Raw genomic sequence first — 16514 nt, 5'->3', positions numbered from 1 at the left:
CCTCCAATGGCTCACCGCCATCATTAAATTTATTATTTCAATGCAGTTTTAGCAGTGTCGACTAACTTTTTAAATGCACGTTGATCATTAACAGCCAAATCAGCCAACATTTTACGATTAATATCAACTTGTGCCAATTTTAGTCCATGCATTAACTTACTATAGCTCATATCATGGGTTCGAGCTGCAGCATTAATCCGGGCAATCCATAATTTACGATATTCGCGCTTAACTTGACGCCGATCCCGAAAAGCATAACGATAGGAATTAAATAACTGCGTTGATGCTGCCTTAAATTGAATATGTTTCGAACCACGATAGCCCTTAGCGAGTTTTAAAACTTTCTTACGACGTTGATGAGTAACTGTTCCACCTTTAACACGTGGCATAAAAATTCCTCCTAGAAATCTATTTTATTTGTAAGTAGTTAACATTTGCTTAATTCGTTTCATATCACTCGCACTAACCATCGCCGCTTGTGATAATTGCCGCCGTTGTTTCTTGGTCTTACCGTGGAAACGATGACTTGTATAACCATGATGACGTTTCAAACCACCATTAGCAGTAAATTTAAAACGTTTTGCTGATGCACGATGTGTCTTTTGCTTAGGCATTATAATATCCTCCTAATTATTTCTTCTTTTTATCAGTGATAGGAGCAAGCATCAGAAACATACTTCTGCCATCCATTTTAGGATGCGTGATAACAGTAGCAACATCTTGAGTTGCTTGCGCCATTTTTTCCAGAACATCTCGACCAATTTCTTTGTGAGTGATGGCACGGCCCCGGAATCTAATTGAAACTTTGACCTTTGCTCCCTTTTCGAGAAATTTACGAGCATTTTTTAATTTAGTATCAAAATCATTTTTCTCAATAGTAGGACTTAACCTAACTTCCTTGATACTAACAGTCTTTTGTTTCTTTCGCGCTTCACGGTCTTTTTTTTGTAATTCAAATCGATATTTACCATAATCCATAATACGGGCAACCGGTGGTTTGGCATTAGGAGAGACTAATACTAAATCCAAATGTGCCTGTTCTGCCAAGCGTAAAGCCTCTGCTCGATTCTTAACACCTAATTGTTCTCCACCAACCGAAATTACGCGCACTTCACGTGCCCGAATTTTTTCGTTCACGATCATATTATTTTTGCTATTATTAGCAGCTATTGGTATCCACCTCCAAAAAATTCACTCACAAAAATGCGGGCGCAAAAGCGCCCGCAAATAATATCTAGTCGATTATTCTTTAAAACCCAGAGGCAAAAATTGCATGGGTGAGAAGCGGGAGCTTCTGCTTTTAAACTCAATGAACATTATATCTAACTAGGTTAACATTGTCAATAACTATTTTCTTATTCAGTTAATTTCCCCACAACCGGCAATTTGGCCAAGACTGTTTTTTTGTGCGGTGCTTTTAAAATAATTTTCGAGAGATCATTACCCGCAACTTGCCCATGATGATTAGCACCGGCCCAAGCATCAACTTGAGTCACATCATAAACTATGCTATCGATAGCCACATATTTTTGAGGTTTAATTTTACCATTATATTGCGCTAATTGCGTTTTAGTAAAAGTTTTAGTCATTCTCTAGACCACTCCTTTTTAAAATCTGCGATCAGTTATTCATTCTGCCAACAATTCTTCTAATTGTTGAATTTGTTGTTTCAACTTCTTACCAATATCTGTTTCACTAACGGTTTTGCGTGCTAATTCCTGCTCAACAACTCTTTTCGTCGAGACAATATCACTTAATTGTTCAATTGCTTGTTCGCGGGTAGTAAAAGGCTGGTGCGTCACTAATTGTAACCCATGAGAATTATACAATAAAGTATAACCGCCAATACCGGTCGTCTTATGATAGGCAGTAGAAAAGCCGCCATCGATGACAATCATTTTTCCATTGGCCATAATGGGAGAATGTCCCTTTTTAACCGGAGTATGTCCATTAATTAAATGACCACAATCAGCATCAGCCCCAAATTCACGTAAAACTTTAACAATAAAAGGTTCTTGATGACGTAACTGATAATAACTGTTCGGCTTTTCATAATGGGTTTGCGGATCGGCAATAAAATATCTTTCAAAAGTTGTCATTTCCTGTTTTCCAAACAACGGTGAAACAGGACCTGACCAGAGATACCATAACAAATCAGTCGCTAAATCTGTACTTTGACGACTATTAGCATAACAGCGTCGTAAATTATCTTCTAAAAAATCGAATAATTCTTTTCCGGCATAGAGATGATGATTAAGAGTTAAGCCCTCAAAATCACCTTTTTCATCAACAGGAATACAGCCATGAACCAACAAATTACCATTATACACTAAGTACATACTGCCCTTTTGCATGAAAAAGTCCATATGCTTGCGTAATTTTTCTGAATGAACAAATGCCTGCGTCAATTGGGTAATTACTTCTTGTTCGTCAGGTAAAAGCTGATAAGGATTTTTCGGATCAACCGTTTGAAAACAGCCATTAATTATCGGATAAGTTTTGCCTTTAAGCAAAATATGAGTTTGCTGTGGATCTAACTTATCCAACAATTGGCGCGATTGCATTTTAAATTCGGGCCTGCGTTCAATCAGATGTCCTTCTAATTTAAACTGAATAATTGCAATTGCTTGATGAATCTTATTAATTTGACTTAATTCACTGGCAGAAGGCCGTGCTTCTTGAGGATTAAGTTTGGGAGCAAAGCCCGGATTATCATGATAATATTTATCGGCTAATAAGGATAAATGACGTAAATTGATACCATAGGCATCTTCAACAATTGATAAATTGTTATATCGCGCACAAATTCTTAACAAACTGGCCACACATAAAGGTGATCCTGATACAGCTCCCAGCCATAAAATATCATGGTTGCCCCATTGTAAATCTACCGAATGATAATTCATTAACCGATCCATAATCTTATCTGGATGGGGTCCCCGGTCATAGATATCACCCACTACATGTAAATGATCGACAACTAATCGCTGAATTGTATGACATAAGGAAATAATAAATTTATCTGCCGATCCTAATTTAATAATATCAGCTGTTATTTGCGCATAATAATTTTGCTTATCCAGCGTATCAAAATCCCCGTAGAGTAATTCTTCAGTAATATATACAAATTCTGGTGCTAGCGCTTTCCGTAACTTAGAACGAGTATATTTAGTCGCACAATATTTTAATAGTTCCAATAATTGGGCAAAAGTATCTAAATACCATTGCTGTAAGTCTTCCGAATGCTGAAAACCGGCTTTAATGATCTGGAGACGTTGTGTAGGATAATAGACTAAAAAGGCTAGTTCCTGCTGGCTTTTAGCATTCAAACGTCCATTAAATAAAGCCTTAATCTTTAATTTAATATTCCCCGAAGCATTACGCAAAACATGATCAAAAGCTGCATATTCACCATGAATATCACTCATAAAAGCTTCAGTACTTTTCGGTAAATTTAAAATAGCTTTTAAATTAATAATTTCCGTGGTGATAGCTTCTCGCGTGGGAAATTTTTCTTTTAGCAATTCTTTTGTTAATTCTTGCGTAACAATCACCCTTTTAAAATAAGATATCTTTATTATACCAATTTTTTTAAAAACTGTCATCTTTGCTTTTAAATAAGGATTCTACAACAAAAAATGATCTATACCAAAATTAAAAAACATCTTTGCTAATGACTTTGAGGATTTACCTTTACCGCTTTAAGTATAACTTAACAAAGATGATGCATCTAATAAAAAATTAAAAATTTAAATTAAGGCAATTAAAAAGGCAGAAACATTACTGCTTCTGCCTTAACAATTTATTTTATTCTTTTCCAGTACGGGAATAATTTTTTACATCAGCGACGACACTGTCAATAAACATACTAATATCTTCTTCCGCACTATTTTGTTCACCATATTTACGAACGGAAACTTTTGCGTCACTAACTTCCCGATCGCCAATTACAATTGTATAAGGTATCTTTTGAGTTTGAGCTTCACGAATTTTATAATTCATTTTTTCATTACGCGAATCAATTTCTACTCGTAACCCTAATTTGCGCATATCGTCTTGTAATTTTTGGGCATAATCTAAATGCAAATCATTTCTAACTGGAATGATCATTGCCTGAATTGGTGCTAACCAAGTTGGAAAGGCTCCTTTATACATTTCCATCAGATAAGCTATAAAACGTTCCATAGTAGAAATAACACCACGATGAATCATTACGGGACGATGTTCTTGACCATCCTCACCCACATAAGTTAATTTAAAGCGCTCCGGTTGCATAAAATCTAACTGAATGGTCGATAAAGTTTCTTCGTTTCCTAATGCTGTTTGAGTTTGGACATCTAGTTTAGGGCCATAAAAGGCAGCTTCACCTTCAGCTTCGTAATAATCTAAGCCCATATCATCCATCGCGGCTTTTAACATACCTTGGGATCTATTCCACATTTCATCATCATCAAAATATTTTTCAGTATTAGCCGGATCACGATAACTTAACCGGAAAGAATAATTATCGATCGCAAAATCATGATAAACATCCAACATTAATTGTAAGACTTTTTTAAATTCATCTTCAATCTGATCCAAAGCTACAAATGTATGACCATCATTAAGTGTCATCTCACGGACGCGTTGTAATCCGGAAAGCGCACCAGATTTTTCATAACGATGCATCATTCCTAATTCTGCAATTCGGATCGGCAACTCGCGGTAAGAATGAATATGATGCTTATAAATTTCAATATGTGAAGGACAGTTCATCGGTCGTAATTCTAGCATTTCTCCTTCACCCATATCCATTGGCGGAAACATGTCTTCACGATAGTGATCCCAATGACCTGAGGTTTTATAAGCATCTAAATTCATCAAAACCGGTGTATAAACATGCTGATAACCAGCAGCCACTTCTTTATCAATAATATAACGTTCAACTACCCGCCGAATGGTTGCTCCTTTAGGCATCCAATAGGCCAAACCAGCACCAACTTTAGGATCAACAAAAAATAGATCTAATTCTCGACCAATAGTCCGATGATCGCGCTCTTTAATCTCTGCGCGTCGTTTTAAGTCTGCTTGTAGATCCTCATCACTTAAAAAGGCTGTTCCATAAATTCTTTGTAACATCGGATTACTGGACTTACCTTGCCAATAAGCACCTGCAACAGATAATAACTGGTAATATTTTAAATTCTTAATTTCTGGTAACAAGGCTTTCTCGCCAAAATCAATAAAATCGCCTAATTTAAATACTGGAATTTGGACATTATCGTATGCCGCAACTAAAGCAGATTTATAAGGATCAGCCTGCACTTTTTCTGCCAATTCTTTTTTATCCATCATTTGCCGTTCGATTTCTGGTTTTTCGGCTATTAATTTTTGCATTCGATCTTTTAAATCTTCTAATTCGTCGACACTTACTTGAGCATCCGCCTTATCCGTATCTAAATAAAAACCTTCATCATTAACCTGATGTTCGCCAAAATTAATTTCAGGATATTTTTGTTTTAAAACGGCACTTAATAAGAAAATTGCTGTTTCCCGCATGACTTCGACTGCAGCAGCATCTTTGGAGGTAATAATCTCAATTTTAGCATCTTGAAAAATTGGTCTTTGTAAATCTACCAAAAAGCCGTTAATTTTTGCCGCAACAGCAGATTTCTTTAAACTATTACCAATACTAGCAGCAACTTCTGCCGGCTTAATTCCAGCAGCAACTTCTTGTTTAGAACCATCCGGAAATTCTAATGATATATTTGACATTCTTCTACCTCCAATAAAAAAGTCCCTCGGAAAAATTCCGAGGGACGTATTTAAAATAATATACGCGGTTCCACCCACATTAAAGCACTCAGCTTCATCTCTATCAGTCTATAAAGCAACTAACCGCTCAGTCTTCAATCTGGTTATGGTTAAAAATCTTCGTTGAGTTACTTTCAGTCGGTGGTGAACTCTCCCTGAATTGAAGATTAATAGAATATAAAAGCATTAAACCACGAAAAGAACAAAAATGCAACAATTACTTAAAACGTCGATTAGGACCACTTACAATTATTTCTTGCGATAAGAAACGAATTCGTTCCATAATGCGCGCAGCTTTAAGTGTCTCTTCATCACCGCGCTGATTAACAGTTAAATGCTTTTGTAGCTCGGCCATCGAAAAATTAGAGGAAAAGAAGGTCGGCAGCTTTTCCTGCAGACGATATTGTAAAATTACTCCCAATACTTCATCACGAATCCAGGAACTTAAAGAATCTGCTCCAATATCATCTAACATCAGAATGGGAACAGCTTTAATCTGATTAATTTGCGATAAGACCGAATTATTTTGAATGGCATTTTTCATCTGGACAGCAAAGGTCGGAAAATGCATCAACAAGACCGTCACCTTATGCTCTACTAATTCCCGGGCAATGGCCGCCAGCAAATAAGTTTTACCGACTCCTAATTTGCCGCATAAATAAAGACCAGGAATAAATTGCTGGGGATTTTGGCTATATTTTAAGACGAAATTTAAAGCCGCCGCATAGGATTCTTGCCGCCCTAATGCTCCTTGAGCATAATCATCCAAATTAGCCTGACGAATATCGCTAGCCATATTTAAGGTCATAAACTTATGCTCCAAAGCAATCTGTTGTTTTTGAGCAGATAACTTGGGATTGGGTCGATAAACTACTTGAATCGATTGATTAACTAAGCGCAAAAAAGGATCGTATTCACTGGCAAAATTATTCTTATGGTTCTTGGCTTGGACAAATTCATAGATTGCATCCAGATTATTATTCAATATGGTCGTCGTTATTTGGCTTTGATGTTGTCGAATAAATTTTTGGACATCTGGATCTTGTAAAGCCTGCTGCGTTAATTCCTGATATTTTTTATTCCAATGATTTTTAGCAATTATCCCCGAAAACTCCTGTGCCATATTTTTCATATTATTCACCTATTAGGAATTATTTTTAAAATCACGCCATTGCTGTTGCAATTTAGCCAATTCTTCAGGATCAACTTGTTTTGCCTGATGCTTTGACCAATCAGTTGTTTGCTCTTGATGAGGCTGGTAACTATTGCGCGCAGACTTGCGCCTGATATGGCTGCTTTTGCCAGTACCATTCGCACGAGCTTTAATCCGTTTCACGGCCGCGCCGGCAGTACGAATATCATTTTGAACCCAATCATTAGCGACAGTTTCCACAAGACTTTGTGTTAAAGTAGCGGAATTATTTAAAATATAATCAATCAAAATATTAATTACCGGCAACGGTAATACCGCTCGCTGCTGCAGTTTACGTAAAACACCAGTTTCAGCTGATCCTACAAAACCATGCAGCTGTTGCTTTTTGGCTGCCAAAAAATCTCCCGGTGCTAACTGATTAGCTTGCTTAATTAATTGCTGTTCTGCTTTTGTAAATTCTTGGGCCTGGGAATCTTTGACCGTCAATTCCGGCTGCAATTGATTATTGGTTTCATCACGTACTTGAATATTAACCCGCTCCTCAAAACGTTTCTGGGCAACATTTTGCAATCTTCTGATATCAATACTGTTATTTTGAACATTCAAAGTATTGGCAATTAAATCTGCCATTTCGATTTCGGTAACACCATAAAAGGCATGCACATTAAATAATTCATTCTGATGTTGGGCAATATCCTGCGAGCTGACATGATAACTAGCCGTATAATCCGTGAGTAACTGCCAATCAAAAGTAGCCAATTGATCTTTGGTATAATGGGGAAGCTTTGTTGTCGTCTTTGGAGTAGGTTGTTGTGCCATTTTCAAAATTTCCGAACTAGACAAATGAAAAACATCTAAAAAACTTTGAGTAATATCAGTTAAAGGTTGGTTTTGTGGTAATCGAGGGGGCTGATATTTTGTTTGTAAGCGTTCATAATCATAACGGCCGATTTTTTCATATAAAAAAGTTTTTAAAATATTATCTCTAAAAAATTCTTGGGGACGTAAAGGCTCATGTAATTGATAGATTAAATATTGTCCCAGAGCATCTTTCGTAGAAAAAGTATGCATTAAAGCGACTGCTTCCAGCTTAATTCGTGCCTGATAAAAGTGGGGTGCATCAATATCTAATAAATTTAACAACTGTGCATGCTGATTTCGCTCCGAAACTAAAGCTTGTCGTTGATTCCACAATAATTGATAAAGGCTTAAAGCATTACTGCCCACTAAGGGCTGATATAAATCCAATAATACTTGCCGATCATAATCAGTTAAAAAATCTTCAGTAGTTACCCAATAACCCCATAAGGGATCAATTTTTGCTTCAGTCATTGGCAGAACCGCCAGTTGATGAATCAGCATTATTTTTTTGATTAGCCATCATTTCTTGAACTTCCTTCATCAACCCATTGATATCCTTAAATTGCCGATAAACACTGGCAAAACGAATATAGGCAATATCATCCAATTGTGCCAATTCCTGCATTACATATTCTCCTATTTGCCGCGAATAAACCTCATTTTCGCCTGTAGCGCGCACTTTAGACTCCACACGGGAGACCACCTGATTCATATCATCTAAAGTTACTGGTCGTTTTTCAGCAGCTCGAACAATTCCTCGTAGAACTTTTTCCCGACTAAATTCTTCCCGACTGCCATTTTTTTTAATTACTAAAACCGGAGACTGTTCAATGCGTTCAAATGTTGTAAAACGATGACCACAATTTTCACACTCACGGCGGCGACGAATCACCCGACCTTCATCACTAGGTCGACTATCAATAACTCTGGAAGAATTTTGATGACAATGCGGACAAATCATTTTTTAGTACTCCTTTAAATTAACAGCTCTAACATCTGGTCAATTTGTTTTTGCAAATAATGTAAATCACCATTATTATCGATGATAAAATCTGCCCAGCGACTTTTTTGACTTAAGCTCATTTGACTGGCAATCCGTTGTTGTGCAGCAGCCAGCGTTAGATGATTGCGCGTCTGTAATCTTTGTAATTGCACAGAAGGCGCGGCATAAACCAAAATAATTTGATCTAATAATTGTTGATAATGCTGTTCAAATAGTAATGGAATTTCAAAAAAGACCGGAACACCATTATCAGAAACTTTTTTAATCAAATCTGTCAAACGTTGTCGAATTAATGGCTGCAAAATTTGATTCAATTGGTCTAAATAATGCGGATTATTAAACACTATCTGTCCTAAATAGGGACGATTTAACTGACCATCCTCCTGTAAAATCCGCGTTCCAAAACAATTAACTATTTTTTGCCAACCTTCAGTTTGTGGTAAAACAACCATCCGGGCAATGTGATCAGCATCAACAATTGTAAATCCTTGCTGTTGCAGTATCTTAGTAACGGTCGATTTCCCGGTTGCAATACCTCCGGTAATTCCAATAGCTTTTCTCATTATGGATTAAGTGTTTGGCATTGAGGACAAAAATGAGTTCCTCGACCTGCCACCTTAATTTTTTTAATAATTGTACCACAACGTTCACAAGGATGGCCTTCTTGATTATAGACATGCAATTGTAACTGAAAGGTGCCTTCATGTCCAGTCGCATCAACATAACTGCGGACTGTAGTCCCTCCAGCAGCAATAGCTGTTTTGATTTCATCATTAATAATCGGATAAAGCGCAGCAACTTGTTGCTCCGTTACTTTATTGGCCGGTTCTTCGGGATGAATTTGAGCTCGCCATAAGACTTCATCAACATAGATATTGCCCAAACCAGAAACAACATGCTGATCTAACAAAGTAGCCTTAATTGATTTTTTTCTTCGCTGTAATCCCTGCTGCAAAGCGGCCAAAGTGTATTCTGGTGTAAGCGGCTCCGGCCCTAAAGCGGCGATCGCTTTCCCTTGCAATTCCTCAGTAGTGGGTACTAATTGCATTTTCCCAAATTTGCGAACATCCCGATAGCCTAAAAACTTTCCGTCATCCAAGTGAAAAACAATATGAACATGTTTGTCAAAGTCAGCTTTCGAGGCTCGGACTTGATATTTGCCTTCCATACGCAGATGGCTAATCATTGTTAAATTATTATCAAAATGAAACAAAAGATATTTAGCGCGGCGGCCAATATCTAAAATCTTAGCCCCAACTAACTGGTGTTGAAAATCGGCTACGGAGCCGATAATAATTTTATCGTAGTAAATTTCGACATTAGTAATTGTCCGGCCCTTAACTAAACTATTCAGTCCCCGCCGCACTGTTTCTACTTCCGGTAATTCCGGCATGTTTTTCTCACCTATCCTTTAGCATCGAACCAAGTTGGTCCATGTGCTGATTCTACTTTCAAAGGTACATCCAGCTGCACCGCTGAATCCATTACTTGTGGTACTAACTTCTCTAAAATCGGGATCTCCTTTTTGGGAGCTTCAAAAATTAATTCATCATGAACTTGTAATAACATTGTAGCTTGCAGATTATCTGCCTGCAGTTTCTTTTGCATATTAATCATGGCTATTTTAATAATATCAGCGGCACTGCCTTGAATAGGAGTATTCATCGCAGTCCGTTCTGCAAAGGAACGCAGATGATAATTTCGGGAATGGATATCAGGCAAATAACGGCGGCGATGCATAATAGTCTCAACATAACCATCGGTTCGCGCCATCTGGACAATTTTATCCATATAATTTTTCACATCCGGATACTGTTTAAAATAAGCATTAATAAACTCTGCCGCCCGTTTGCGGGAAATACCAATATTCTGGGATAAACCATAATCGCTAATTCCATAAACAATTCCAAAATTAGTGGCCTTAGCTTGACGCCGCATATCCGGAGTAACCTCAGAAATGTCATGAAGGCCAAAAATACGCATCGCGGTATGAGCATGGATATCATAATTATCAGCAAAAGCCTTTTGCATATTTTGATCACCGGAAATGTGTGCCAAAACCCGCAACTCAATCTGTGAATAATCACTGGAAAAAATTTCCCATCCAACATGACTAGGCACAAAAGCCTTTCGAATTTCTCGGCCCTCATCCCGAGCCGGAATGTTTTGCAAATTCGGATCCACCGAAGATAGCCGCCCAGTCTGAGTTAAGGTCTGTTGATAACGTGTATGCACCTTCTCATCTACTGCAATAGAATTCATTAAGCCGATGACATAAGTTGATTGGATTTTGGCAACTTGACGGTAATCCAAAATTTGAGCAATAATCGGTGCTTGGCCGCGTAATTTTTCTAAGACATCGACAGAGGTAGAATAACCTCGTTTATTCTTCTTGATCGGTTTTAAGCCCAATTCTTCAAACAGAACTTTACTTAGCTGTTGCGGCGAATTTATATTAAATTCATGACCGGCTTGCTGATAAATATCTGCTTCTAAATCCTGTAAACGTTGATCTAGATCTTGTTGCATTTGCTCTAAATTATGACGATCAACTTTAATTCCCGCAATTTCCATATCGGCTAATACTTGCGATAAAGGTAACTCAATTTCGTCAAATAATTGATCTTGATCATGATCCTGTAATTTTTGCGGTAATTTAGTCTTTAAAAAATTAATCGCTGTTATCTTGGCCGCTAAATGTTGTAATAATTCTGATCGCGGTGGAATAGTTAATTTAGCTCCGCGACCATAAAACTGGCTATCAGCAATCAAATCCTGATAATCATAACCCTGGGCCAGTTTTCCTAAGTCATTAGAGTTTTCATTCACATCAATTAAATAAGAGGCTAACAGTGCATCAAAATTAACCCCAGCAAGATGAATTTGCCAACGATTTAAAGCTACATAATTACGCTTAAAATCAAAAACCGCCTTCTTAATTTGAGGATTTTGCAACCAAGATTTTAATTGCGGATTACGCAAAATTTCGGCATTATCAGTTACCCAAATTTGATCTTTAATCCCGATACCAAAACCGATAATAGGAGCCTTGTGATAATTGTCTTGCACCATCTCAACCAAAACTGTTGCTGCTTGTTGCGAAGCTGTAATTTCTTTAATATTATTCTCGTTTAACTCTTGAAAATTAATATTAGTTTCCACTGATTCTATTGTGGAAGCTGTTGTTTCAGTATCCATTTTGGATAAAAATGTTCGAAAATTCATTTTTTGATAAAAATCACGCAGCTGACTAATTTGATCACCCTCATAGGTTAGCTGATCAATATCTAATTGAACGGGAACATCTAATTGGATAGTAGCTAATTTTTGTGATAAAAAAGCAACATCTCGATCCTGCAGTAAATGTTCTTTGAGTTTGCTGGCCTTCATTTTATCAATCTGAGCATATAATTGATCTAAAGACCCGTACTGCTTGATTAGTTTAAGAGCTGTTTTTTCGCCCACTTTAGTTACACCAGGATAATTATCCGAAGTATCACCCATCAAAGCTTTAACATCAATTAACTGAGCTGGCTTAATACCTAATTTTTCTTGAAAATGCTGCGGAGTATAAAATTCCAGTTCAGTAACACCTTTGATGGTTAAAGCAACAGTAGTCTGTTCATTAACCAGCTGGGTTAAATCACGATCGCCGGTAACAATGGTAGTCTGAAAATTCTTTTTTTGAGCTTTTTTAGCTACAGTTCCAATAATGTCATCTGCTTCATAATTTTCTAATTCATAAGTTTTAATACCCCGAGCCTTTAATAATTGCTTAATAAAGGGCATCTGTTCTTGAAATTCTGTAGGAGTTTTTAAACGATTGCCCTTGTAGTCATCATACAATTGATTACGAAAAGTGTATTTACCCGCATCAAAAGCTACCAACATATCTGTAGGTTGGCCTTTAGATAAAATCAAATCTAACATATTGTTAAAGGCATAAATAGCATTAGTATGCAGTCCTTCAGGATTTTTGAATTTTTCTAATACTGTATACATAGCATAAAAGGCCCGAAAGGCAATACTGTTTCCATCAACCAGAATTAATTTTTTAGGCTCCATTAATTTACCTCATTTCTTCGATTCTTATTTTAGCAAATATTGGAATAACCTGCCAAAAACCGGTATTAAAATCGCAAACTTTTTAGAGTTATTTTTGCTGCGGTTATTTTAAATTGCATCTTGGAAATACCATTTTGTCTGTAAATTCTTCAAGAACCATAATAATAAAAAAGATTGGAAATTTTTATTATTCCAATCTGTCCAATTGTTATTTTTCTGCTAAAGCTTTTTGATAAGCAAGCTCATATTTTTGAATATCACCGGCACCCATAAAGATAAGGACAGCATCATGATATTGCAATAAAGGTTGCAAATTGTCCAGCGTAATCACCTGGCCACCATGCTTAATCTTGTTACCTAAGTCCTGGCTACTAATTTGCCCTTGTTGTTCACGAATCGAACCAAAGATATTGGTCAAATAAACCGTATCGGCTAAATCCAAACTTTGAGCAAAACCAGCTAATAAAGCTTTAGTTCGGCTATAGGTATGCGGCTGAAAAACGACAATTATATGTTTCTGCGGATATTGTTGGCGCGCCGCATCAATCGTAGCTTTAATTTCTGAAGGATGATGAGCATAATCATCAATAAGAATCATATCACCAACTTGTTTTTCACTATAGCGGCGTTTTACACCCTGAAAGCTGCTTAATTCCTGTTGAATTAATTGAGGATCAATTTTTTCCAAAAAACTAATACCGATAACAGCTAAACTATTTAAAACATTGTGCTCACCAAACAAAGGAATTGAAAAACGGCCGATTTTTTGCCCCTGATAAAGCACATCAAAATGACTCCCCTGAGTATCACGTTCAATATTAACAGCGCGAAAATCATTCGAGTCGCCTAATCCATAATAATAAATCGGAACCTGAGATTCAGTATGAACTTTTCGTAAGATCGGTTCATCACCCCAAGCAAATAGAGCCTTTTTCACTTGTAGAGCCTCAGTTTGAAAAGCGGACAGTACATCATCTAAATCCCGAAAATAATCTGGATGATCAAAATCAATATTAGTCATAATTAAATAATCAGGATGGTAGGCCAAAAAATGCCGGCGATATTCATCCGCTTCAAAAACAAAAAACTGACTATCTTTAATTCCCTTGCCGGTACCGTCACCGATAAGATAACTGGTTTTGGCAATACCACTGAGAACATGGGCTAAAAGACCAGTTGTACTGGTTTTACCGTGTGCTCCGGCCACTCCAATTGAAGTAGATTGCTCGATGAGTTGGCTCACCATTTGTGGATAACTTAAAATGGGTAAATTTAATTCTTGAGCACGTTGAACTTCGGGATTATCTTCGCCGAAAGCATTACCTAAAATTATAGTCATACCTTCTTGAATATTATCCGCATTAAAATCATTAATTCTAATCCCCGCTTGTTGCAAACCCTTTTGGGTAAAAGTAGTTTTCGCGATATCTGAGCCTTGAACTTCATAGCCCAAATCATGGAGAATTAATGCTAAAGCACTCATGCCGGTACCTTTAATACCAACAAAATAATACACAGTAGTTTCCATGGAAAATTCCTTTCCAAATTACTTAAAGTCTTGATTTAATTGTTGCAGATCAAGTGCTGAGCCCACTTGATAACTATCATTTAGAACCAAAATTCCCCGCTTTTGGGGAGCATGATCCAGACCTAATTCACGCGCTGAGCAGAGCATGCCATTGCTACTAATTCCACGTAACTGGCCTGGGAAAATAATCTGGCCATTCGGCATCATTGCCCCAGTTTTAGCCACGACAACTTTTTGTCCTTGATCCACATTAGGAGCACCACAAACAATTTGTTCTTTTTGATCGTCATTAATTACAACTTGGCAAATATGCAAATGATCAGAATGTGGATGAGGCTCCATTGTTTGGACCTGACCTACAACAAACTTAGGGGTTGTGTCTTCAGTCAATAAAGTTTTAAAGCCAGCTGCTGTCAAAAGCTGATTTAAAAGCTGCACTTGTTGGCCCGTTAAGAACACTTGACCCGCATCTGCTGCTGTTAAGCCCAATTGTTGTGCAACAGCAAAAAAATTATAGCCGATTACCTGCTGGTGATCATTAACAATCTGAACAATATTGTCTTTTTGATAATATTGTTGTTGTCCACTATCGGCTCCAGTGACAACTATCAGTACATCTCCTAAAACCTGGGGATTATAAGAACTAACTAACACTAATTTTTCAGCCTCTCCTTCTAATTTAATGAATTAATAAAGTTTTCTACTTCCGCTTTGGTTTTACGGTCCTTATTCACAAAGCGACCAATTTCTTGACCCCGATCAAACGCCACAAAACTCGGGATACCCATAATTCCCAATTCTTTAGCTAAATCCAGAAACTGATCCCGGTCTACATGAACAAATTGATAATCAGGGTAATCGGCTTCAATTTCCGGCATGAACGGTTCAATAAATTTGCAGTCTGGGCACCAAGTAGCAGAAAAGAATAAAATATATTTGCCATCTTGTGTAACTGTTTGTACATCGGTTGTTGAATAATCATTTAATTCTTTCATCAGGTTTCATCCTTTCATCATGCTAATAATAACTATGATAAATTAAAAAATATTGTCAAATACCTCAACTTGGTATTATATAATGATAAAATATAAGTATCAAACATAGGAGGCCGAATTATGAGTTTAAAAAATCTTGTTAAAACAACTGCAGTTACTGCCGGGGCACTGGCAGCTGCTGGTGCAGGTGTATTATACTTACTACATGAAATCGACAGTAGACAAGTGCTTGAACGTATAAAAACTAATCTCGGTGCAGACACCAATATTATTACCACTTGGGTTGAACCAATGTTCCAAAAAGTTAATGTTGATGGCCAAGATGTTTGGGCACTAGTAGGTGGAGTTACCGCCGTTCAAAATGACGAAGAAGCTCAGTATCACTTTATAGCTTCGGCTCTTACTGGACAAATACTGGATGTTCAAAGAGTTTAATTACAATTGCTGTTTCTAGCTATCAAAATTCAACAATTTAAATTAAAACCGGGCCGCCAAAAAATAAATTGGCTGGCCTTTTTTACTGAATTTTTCTTCATATTCCGTCCAAATATTCGTTTCTGCCCAAGAACTATGATGCAAATCCAAAGAAATTTTATCAAATTTCATACCATAATTATTACAGCTTTGTAGGGAGTATTCAAATAAAGCTTGATTATCTGTTTTAAATTCTATCATCCCGTCCGTTTGTAAAATTGTTTGGTATTGTTTTAAAAAATTGGGAGCCGTTAACCGCCGTTTGGTATGTCTTTTTTTAGGCCACGGATCAGAAAAATTTAAATATAATTTTTCAAATTCTCCCTTCGCAAAAATATTAACTAGATCACGACCATTAGCCTGCACTAAATGTAAATTAGGTAACCGCAATTCAACTTGCTGCTTTAAAATCATAGCTATTGCTGCGGTTTGAATTTCCATGGCCACATAGTTAATCTGTGGATTCTGTTGTGCCTTTTGAATAATGAAGCGGCCTTTACCGGCGCCCAATTCTAATTCTAAGGGTTGTTTTTGGGCAAACTTTTGCTGCCACTGTCCCTGCATGTTTTGTGGACTAACACTAATTAATTCAGGATATTTTTGAATCAATTGCTCAGCCCAGGGTTTATTCCGTAAACGCAT

General features: G+C 37.0%; 17 protein-coding genes. 1 reads left to right on the top strand and 16 read right to left on the bottom strand.

Going from position 1 to position 16514, the window contains the following annotated elements:
* Window positions 1-32: 32 nt before the first annotated feature.
* The 15 genes from rplT to JG29_RS03050 all read right to left on the bottom strand — a co-directional run bounded on the left by rplT (window position 33) and on the right by JG29_RS03050 (window position 15398).
* Complete coding sequence (rplT, locus tag JG29_RS03120) at window positions 33-389, bottom strand: 50S ribosomal protein L20 (protein WP_045922440.1); 357 nt, start codon at window positions 387-389, stop codon at window positions 33-35.
* Window positions 390-413: 24 nt separating this feature from the next.
* A complete protein-coding gene (gene rpmI / locus JG29_RS03115; protein WP_045922439.1) occupies window positions 414-614 on the bottom strand; it encodes a 50S ribosomal protein L35 in 201 nt (66 codons plus the stop codon).
* A gap of 16 nt (window positions 615-630) precedes the next feature.
* Window positions 631-1143, bottom strand: coding sequence for a translation initiation factor IF-3 (gene infC, locus JG29_RS03110; protein WP_084232523.1), 513 nt, complete (start codon window positions 1141-1143; stop codon window positions 631-633).
* A 212-nt stretch (window positions 1144-1355) separates the two neighbouring features.
* Window positions 1356-1589, bottom strand: a complete 234-nt coding sequence (locus JG29_RS03105; RefSeq protein ID WP_045922438.1) for a cytochrome b5 domain-containing protein — start codon at window positions 1587-1589, stop codon at window positions 1356-1358.
* 39 nt (window positions 1590-1628) lie between these two features.
* Window positions 1629-3605 carry a fructose-1,6-bisphosphatase gene (locus JG29_RS03100; RefSeq protein ID WP_084232521.1) on the bottom strand — a complete coding sequence of 659 codons (1977 nt, stop codon included), beginning with the start codon at window positions 3603-3605 and terminating at the stop codon, window positions 1629-1631.
* Between the two features lie 202 nt (window positions 3606-3807).
* Window positions 3808-5754 (bottom strand): threonine--tRNA ligase, encoded by a 1947-nt coding sequence (gene thrS, locus JG29_RS03095; RefSeq protein ID WP_045922437.1) that lies wholly within the window; start codon window positions 5752-5754, stop codon window positions 3808-3810.
* A 256-nt stretch (window positions 5755-6010) separates the two neighbouring features.
* A complete protein-coding gene (dnaI, locus tag JG29_RS03090; RefSeq protein ID WP_045922436.1) occupies window positions 6011-6925 on the bottom strand; it encodes a primosomal protein DnaI in 915 nt (304 codons plus the stop codon).
* 12 nt (window positions 6926-6937) lie between these two features.
* Complete coding sequence (locus JG29_RS03085; protein ID WP_045922435.1) at window positions 6938-8278, bottom strand: DnaD domain protein; 1341 nt, start codon at window positions 8276-8278, stop codon at window positions 6938-6940.
* On the bottom strand, window positions 8271-8768 hold the full coding sequence (gene nrdR, locus JG29_RS03080) for a transcriptional regulator NrdR (RefSeq protein ID WP_045922434.1): 498 nt from the start codon (window positions 8766-8768) through the stop codon (window positions 8271-8273). The genes JG29_RS03085 and nrdR overlap by 8 nt, the downstream gene beginning before the upstream one ends.
* A 14-nt stretch (window positions 8769-8782) precedes the next feature.
* The gene (gene coaE, locus JG29_RS03075) at window positions 8783-9373 is read right to left on the bottom strand and encodes a dephospho-CoA kinase (RefSeq protein WP_045922433.1); all 591 of its coding nucleotides are present in this window, start codon (window positions 9371-9373) and stop codon (window positions 8783-8785) included.
* Window positions 9373-10203, bottom strand: coding sequence for a DNA-formamidopyrimidine glycosylase (gene mutM / locus JG29_RS03070; RefSeq protein WP_045922432.1), 831 nt, complete (start codon window positions 10201-10203; stop codon window positions 9373-9375). Before mutM ends, coaE begins: the two co-directional genes overlap by 1 nt.
* An 11-nt stretch (window positions 10204-10214) precedes the next feature.
* Entirely contained in the window at window positions 10215-12875 is a 2661-nt protein-coding gene (gene polA / locus JG29_RS03065; RefSeq protein ID WP_045922431.1) for a DNA polymerase I, read from the bottom strand.
* A 208-nt stretch (window positions 12876-13083) separates the two neighbouring features.
* A complete protein-coding gene (gene murC, locus JG29_RS03060) occupies window positions 13084-14403 on the bottom strand; it encodes a UDP-N-acetylmuramate--L-alanine ligase (protein ID WP_045922430.1) in 1320 nt (439 codons plus the stop codon).
* A gap of 18 nt (window positions 14404-14421) precedes the next feature.
* Entirely contained in the window at window positions 14422-15057 is a 636-nt protein-coding gene (ytpR, locus tag JG29_RS03055) for a YtpR family tRNA-binding protein (protein ID WP_045922429.1), read from the bottom strand.
* Between the two features lie 20 nt (window positions 15058-15077).
* Window positions 15078-15398: a thioredoxin family protein gene (locus JG29_RS03050; protein ID WP_045922428.1), complete on the bottom strand. Its 321-nt coding sequence runs from the start codon at window positions 15396-15398 to the stop codon at window positions 15078-15080.
* 120 nt (window positions 15399-15518) lie between these two features.
* On the opposite strand from JG29_RS03050, the gene JG29_RS03045 reads away from it, so the two are divergent.
* Window positions 15519-15833: a hypothetical protein gene (locus JG29_RS03045; RefSeq protein ID WP_045922427.1), complete on the top strand. Its 315-nt coding sequence runs from the start codon at window positions 15519-15521 to the stop codon at window positions 15831-15833.
* A 42-nt stretch (window positions 15834-15875) separates the two neighbouring features.
* On the opposite strand, the gene trmB is transcribed toward JG29_RS03045, so the two are convergent.
* Window positions 15876-16514 (bottom strand): tRNA (guanosine(46)-N7)-methyltransferase TrmB, encoded by a 639-nt coding sequence (gene trmB, locus JG29_RS03040; protein ID WP_045922426.1) that lies wholly within the window; start codon window positions 16512-16514, stop codon window positions 15876-15878.

Origin of the sequence: Bombilactobacillus mellis, assembly GCF_000967245.1 — a bacterium.
GTDB lineage: Bacteria > Bacillota > Bacilli > Lactobacillales > Lactobacillaceae > Bombilactobacillus > Bombilactobacillus mellis.
This window is presented reverse-complemented; position numbering and strand designations above follow the sequence as displayed.

Excerpts from the sequence above, each read along its gene's own strand:
- rplT (WP_045922440.1), bottom strand. The coding sequence starts at position 389 with ATGCCACGTGTTAAAGGTGGAACAGTTACTCATCAACGTCGTAAGAAA.
- rpmI (WP_045922439.1), bottom strand. The coding sequence starts at position 614 with ATGCCTAAGCAAAAGACACATCGTGCATCAGCAAAACGTTTTAAATTT.
- infC (WP_084232523.1), bottom strand. The coding sequence starts at position 1,143 with ATGATCGTGAACGAAAAAATTCGGGCACGTGAAGTGCGCGTAATTTCG.
- JG29_RS03105 (WP_045922438.1), bottom strand. The coding sequence starts at position 1,589 with ATGACTAAAACTTTTACTAAAACGCAATTAGCGCAATATAATGGTAAA.
- JG29_RS03100 (WP_084232521.1), bottom strand. The coding sequence starts at position 3,605 with ATGACAGTTTTTAAAAAAATTGGTATAATAAAGATATCTTATTTTAAA.
- thrS (WP_045922437.1), bottom strand. The coding sequence starts at position 5,754 with ATGTCAAATATATCATTAGAATTTCCGGATGGTTCTAAACAAGAAGTT.
- dnaI (WP_045922436.1), bottom strand. The coding sequence starts at position 6,925 with ATGAAAAATATGGCACAGGAGTTTTCGGGGATAATTGCTAAAAATCAT.
- JG29_RS03085 (WP_045922435.1), bottom strand. The coding sequence starts at position 8,278 with ATGACTGAAGCAAAAATTGATCCCTTATGGGGTTATTGGGTAACTACT.
- nrdR (WP_045922434.1), bottom strand. The coding sequence starts at position 8,768 with ATGATTTGTCCGCATTGTCATCAAAATTCTTCCAGAGTTATTGATAGT.
- coaE (WP_045922433.1), bottom strand. The coding sequence starts at position 9,373 with ATGAGAAAAGCTATTGGAATTACCGGAGGTATTGCAACCGGGAAATCG.
- mutM (WP_045922432.1), bottom strand. The coding sequence starts at position 10,203 with ATGCCGGAATTACCGGAAGTAGAAACAGTGCGGCGGGGACTGAATAGT.
- polA (WP_045922431.1), bottom strand. The coding sequence starts at position 12,875 with ATGGAGCCTAAAAAATTAATTCTGGTTGATGGAAACAGTATTGCCTTT.
- murC (WP_045922430.1), bottom strand. The coding sequence starts at position 14,403 with ATGGAAACTACTGTGTATTATTTTGTTGGTATTAAAGGTACCGGCATG.
- JG29_RS03050 (WP_045922428.1), bottom strand. The coding sequence starts at position 15,398 with ATGAAAGAATTAAATGATTATTCAACAACCGATGTACAAACAGTTACA.
- JG29_RS03045 (WP_045922427.1), top strand. The coding sequence starts at position 15,519 with ATGAGTTTAAAAAATCTTGTTAAAACAACTGCAGTTACTGCCGGGGCA.
- trmB (WP_045922426.1), bottom strand. The coding sequence starts at position 16,514 with ATGCGTTTACGGAATAAACCCTGGGCTGAGCAATTGATTCAAAAATAT.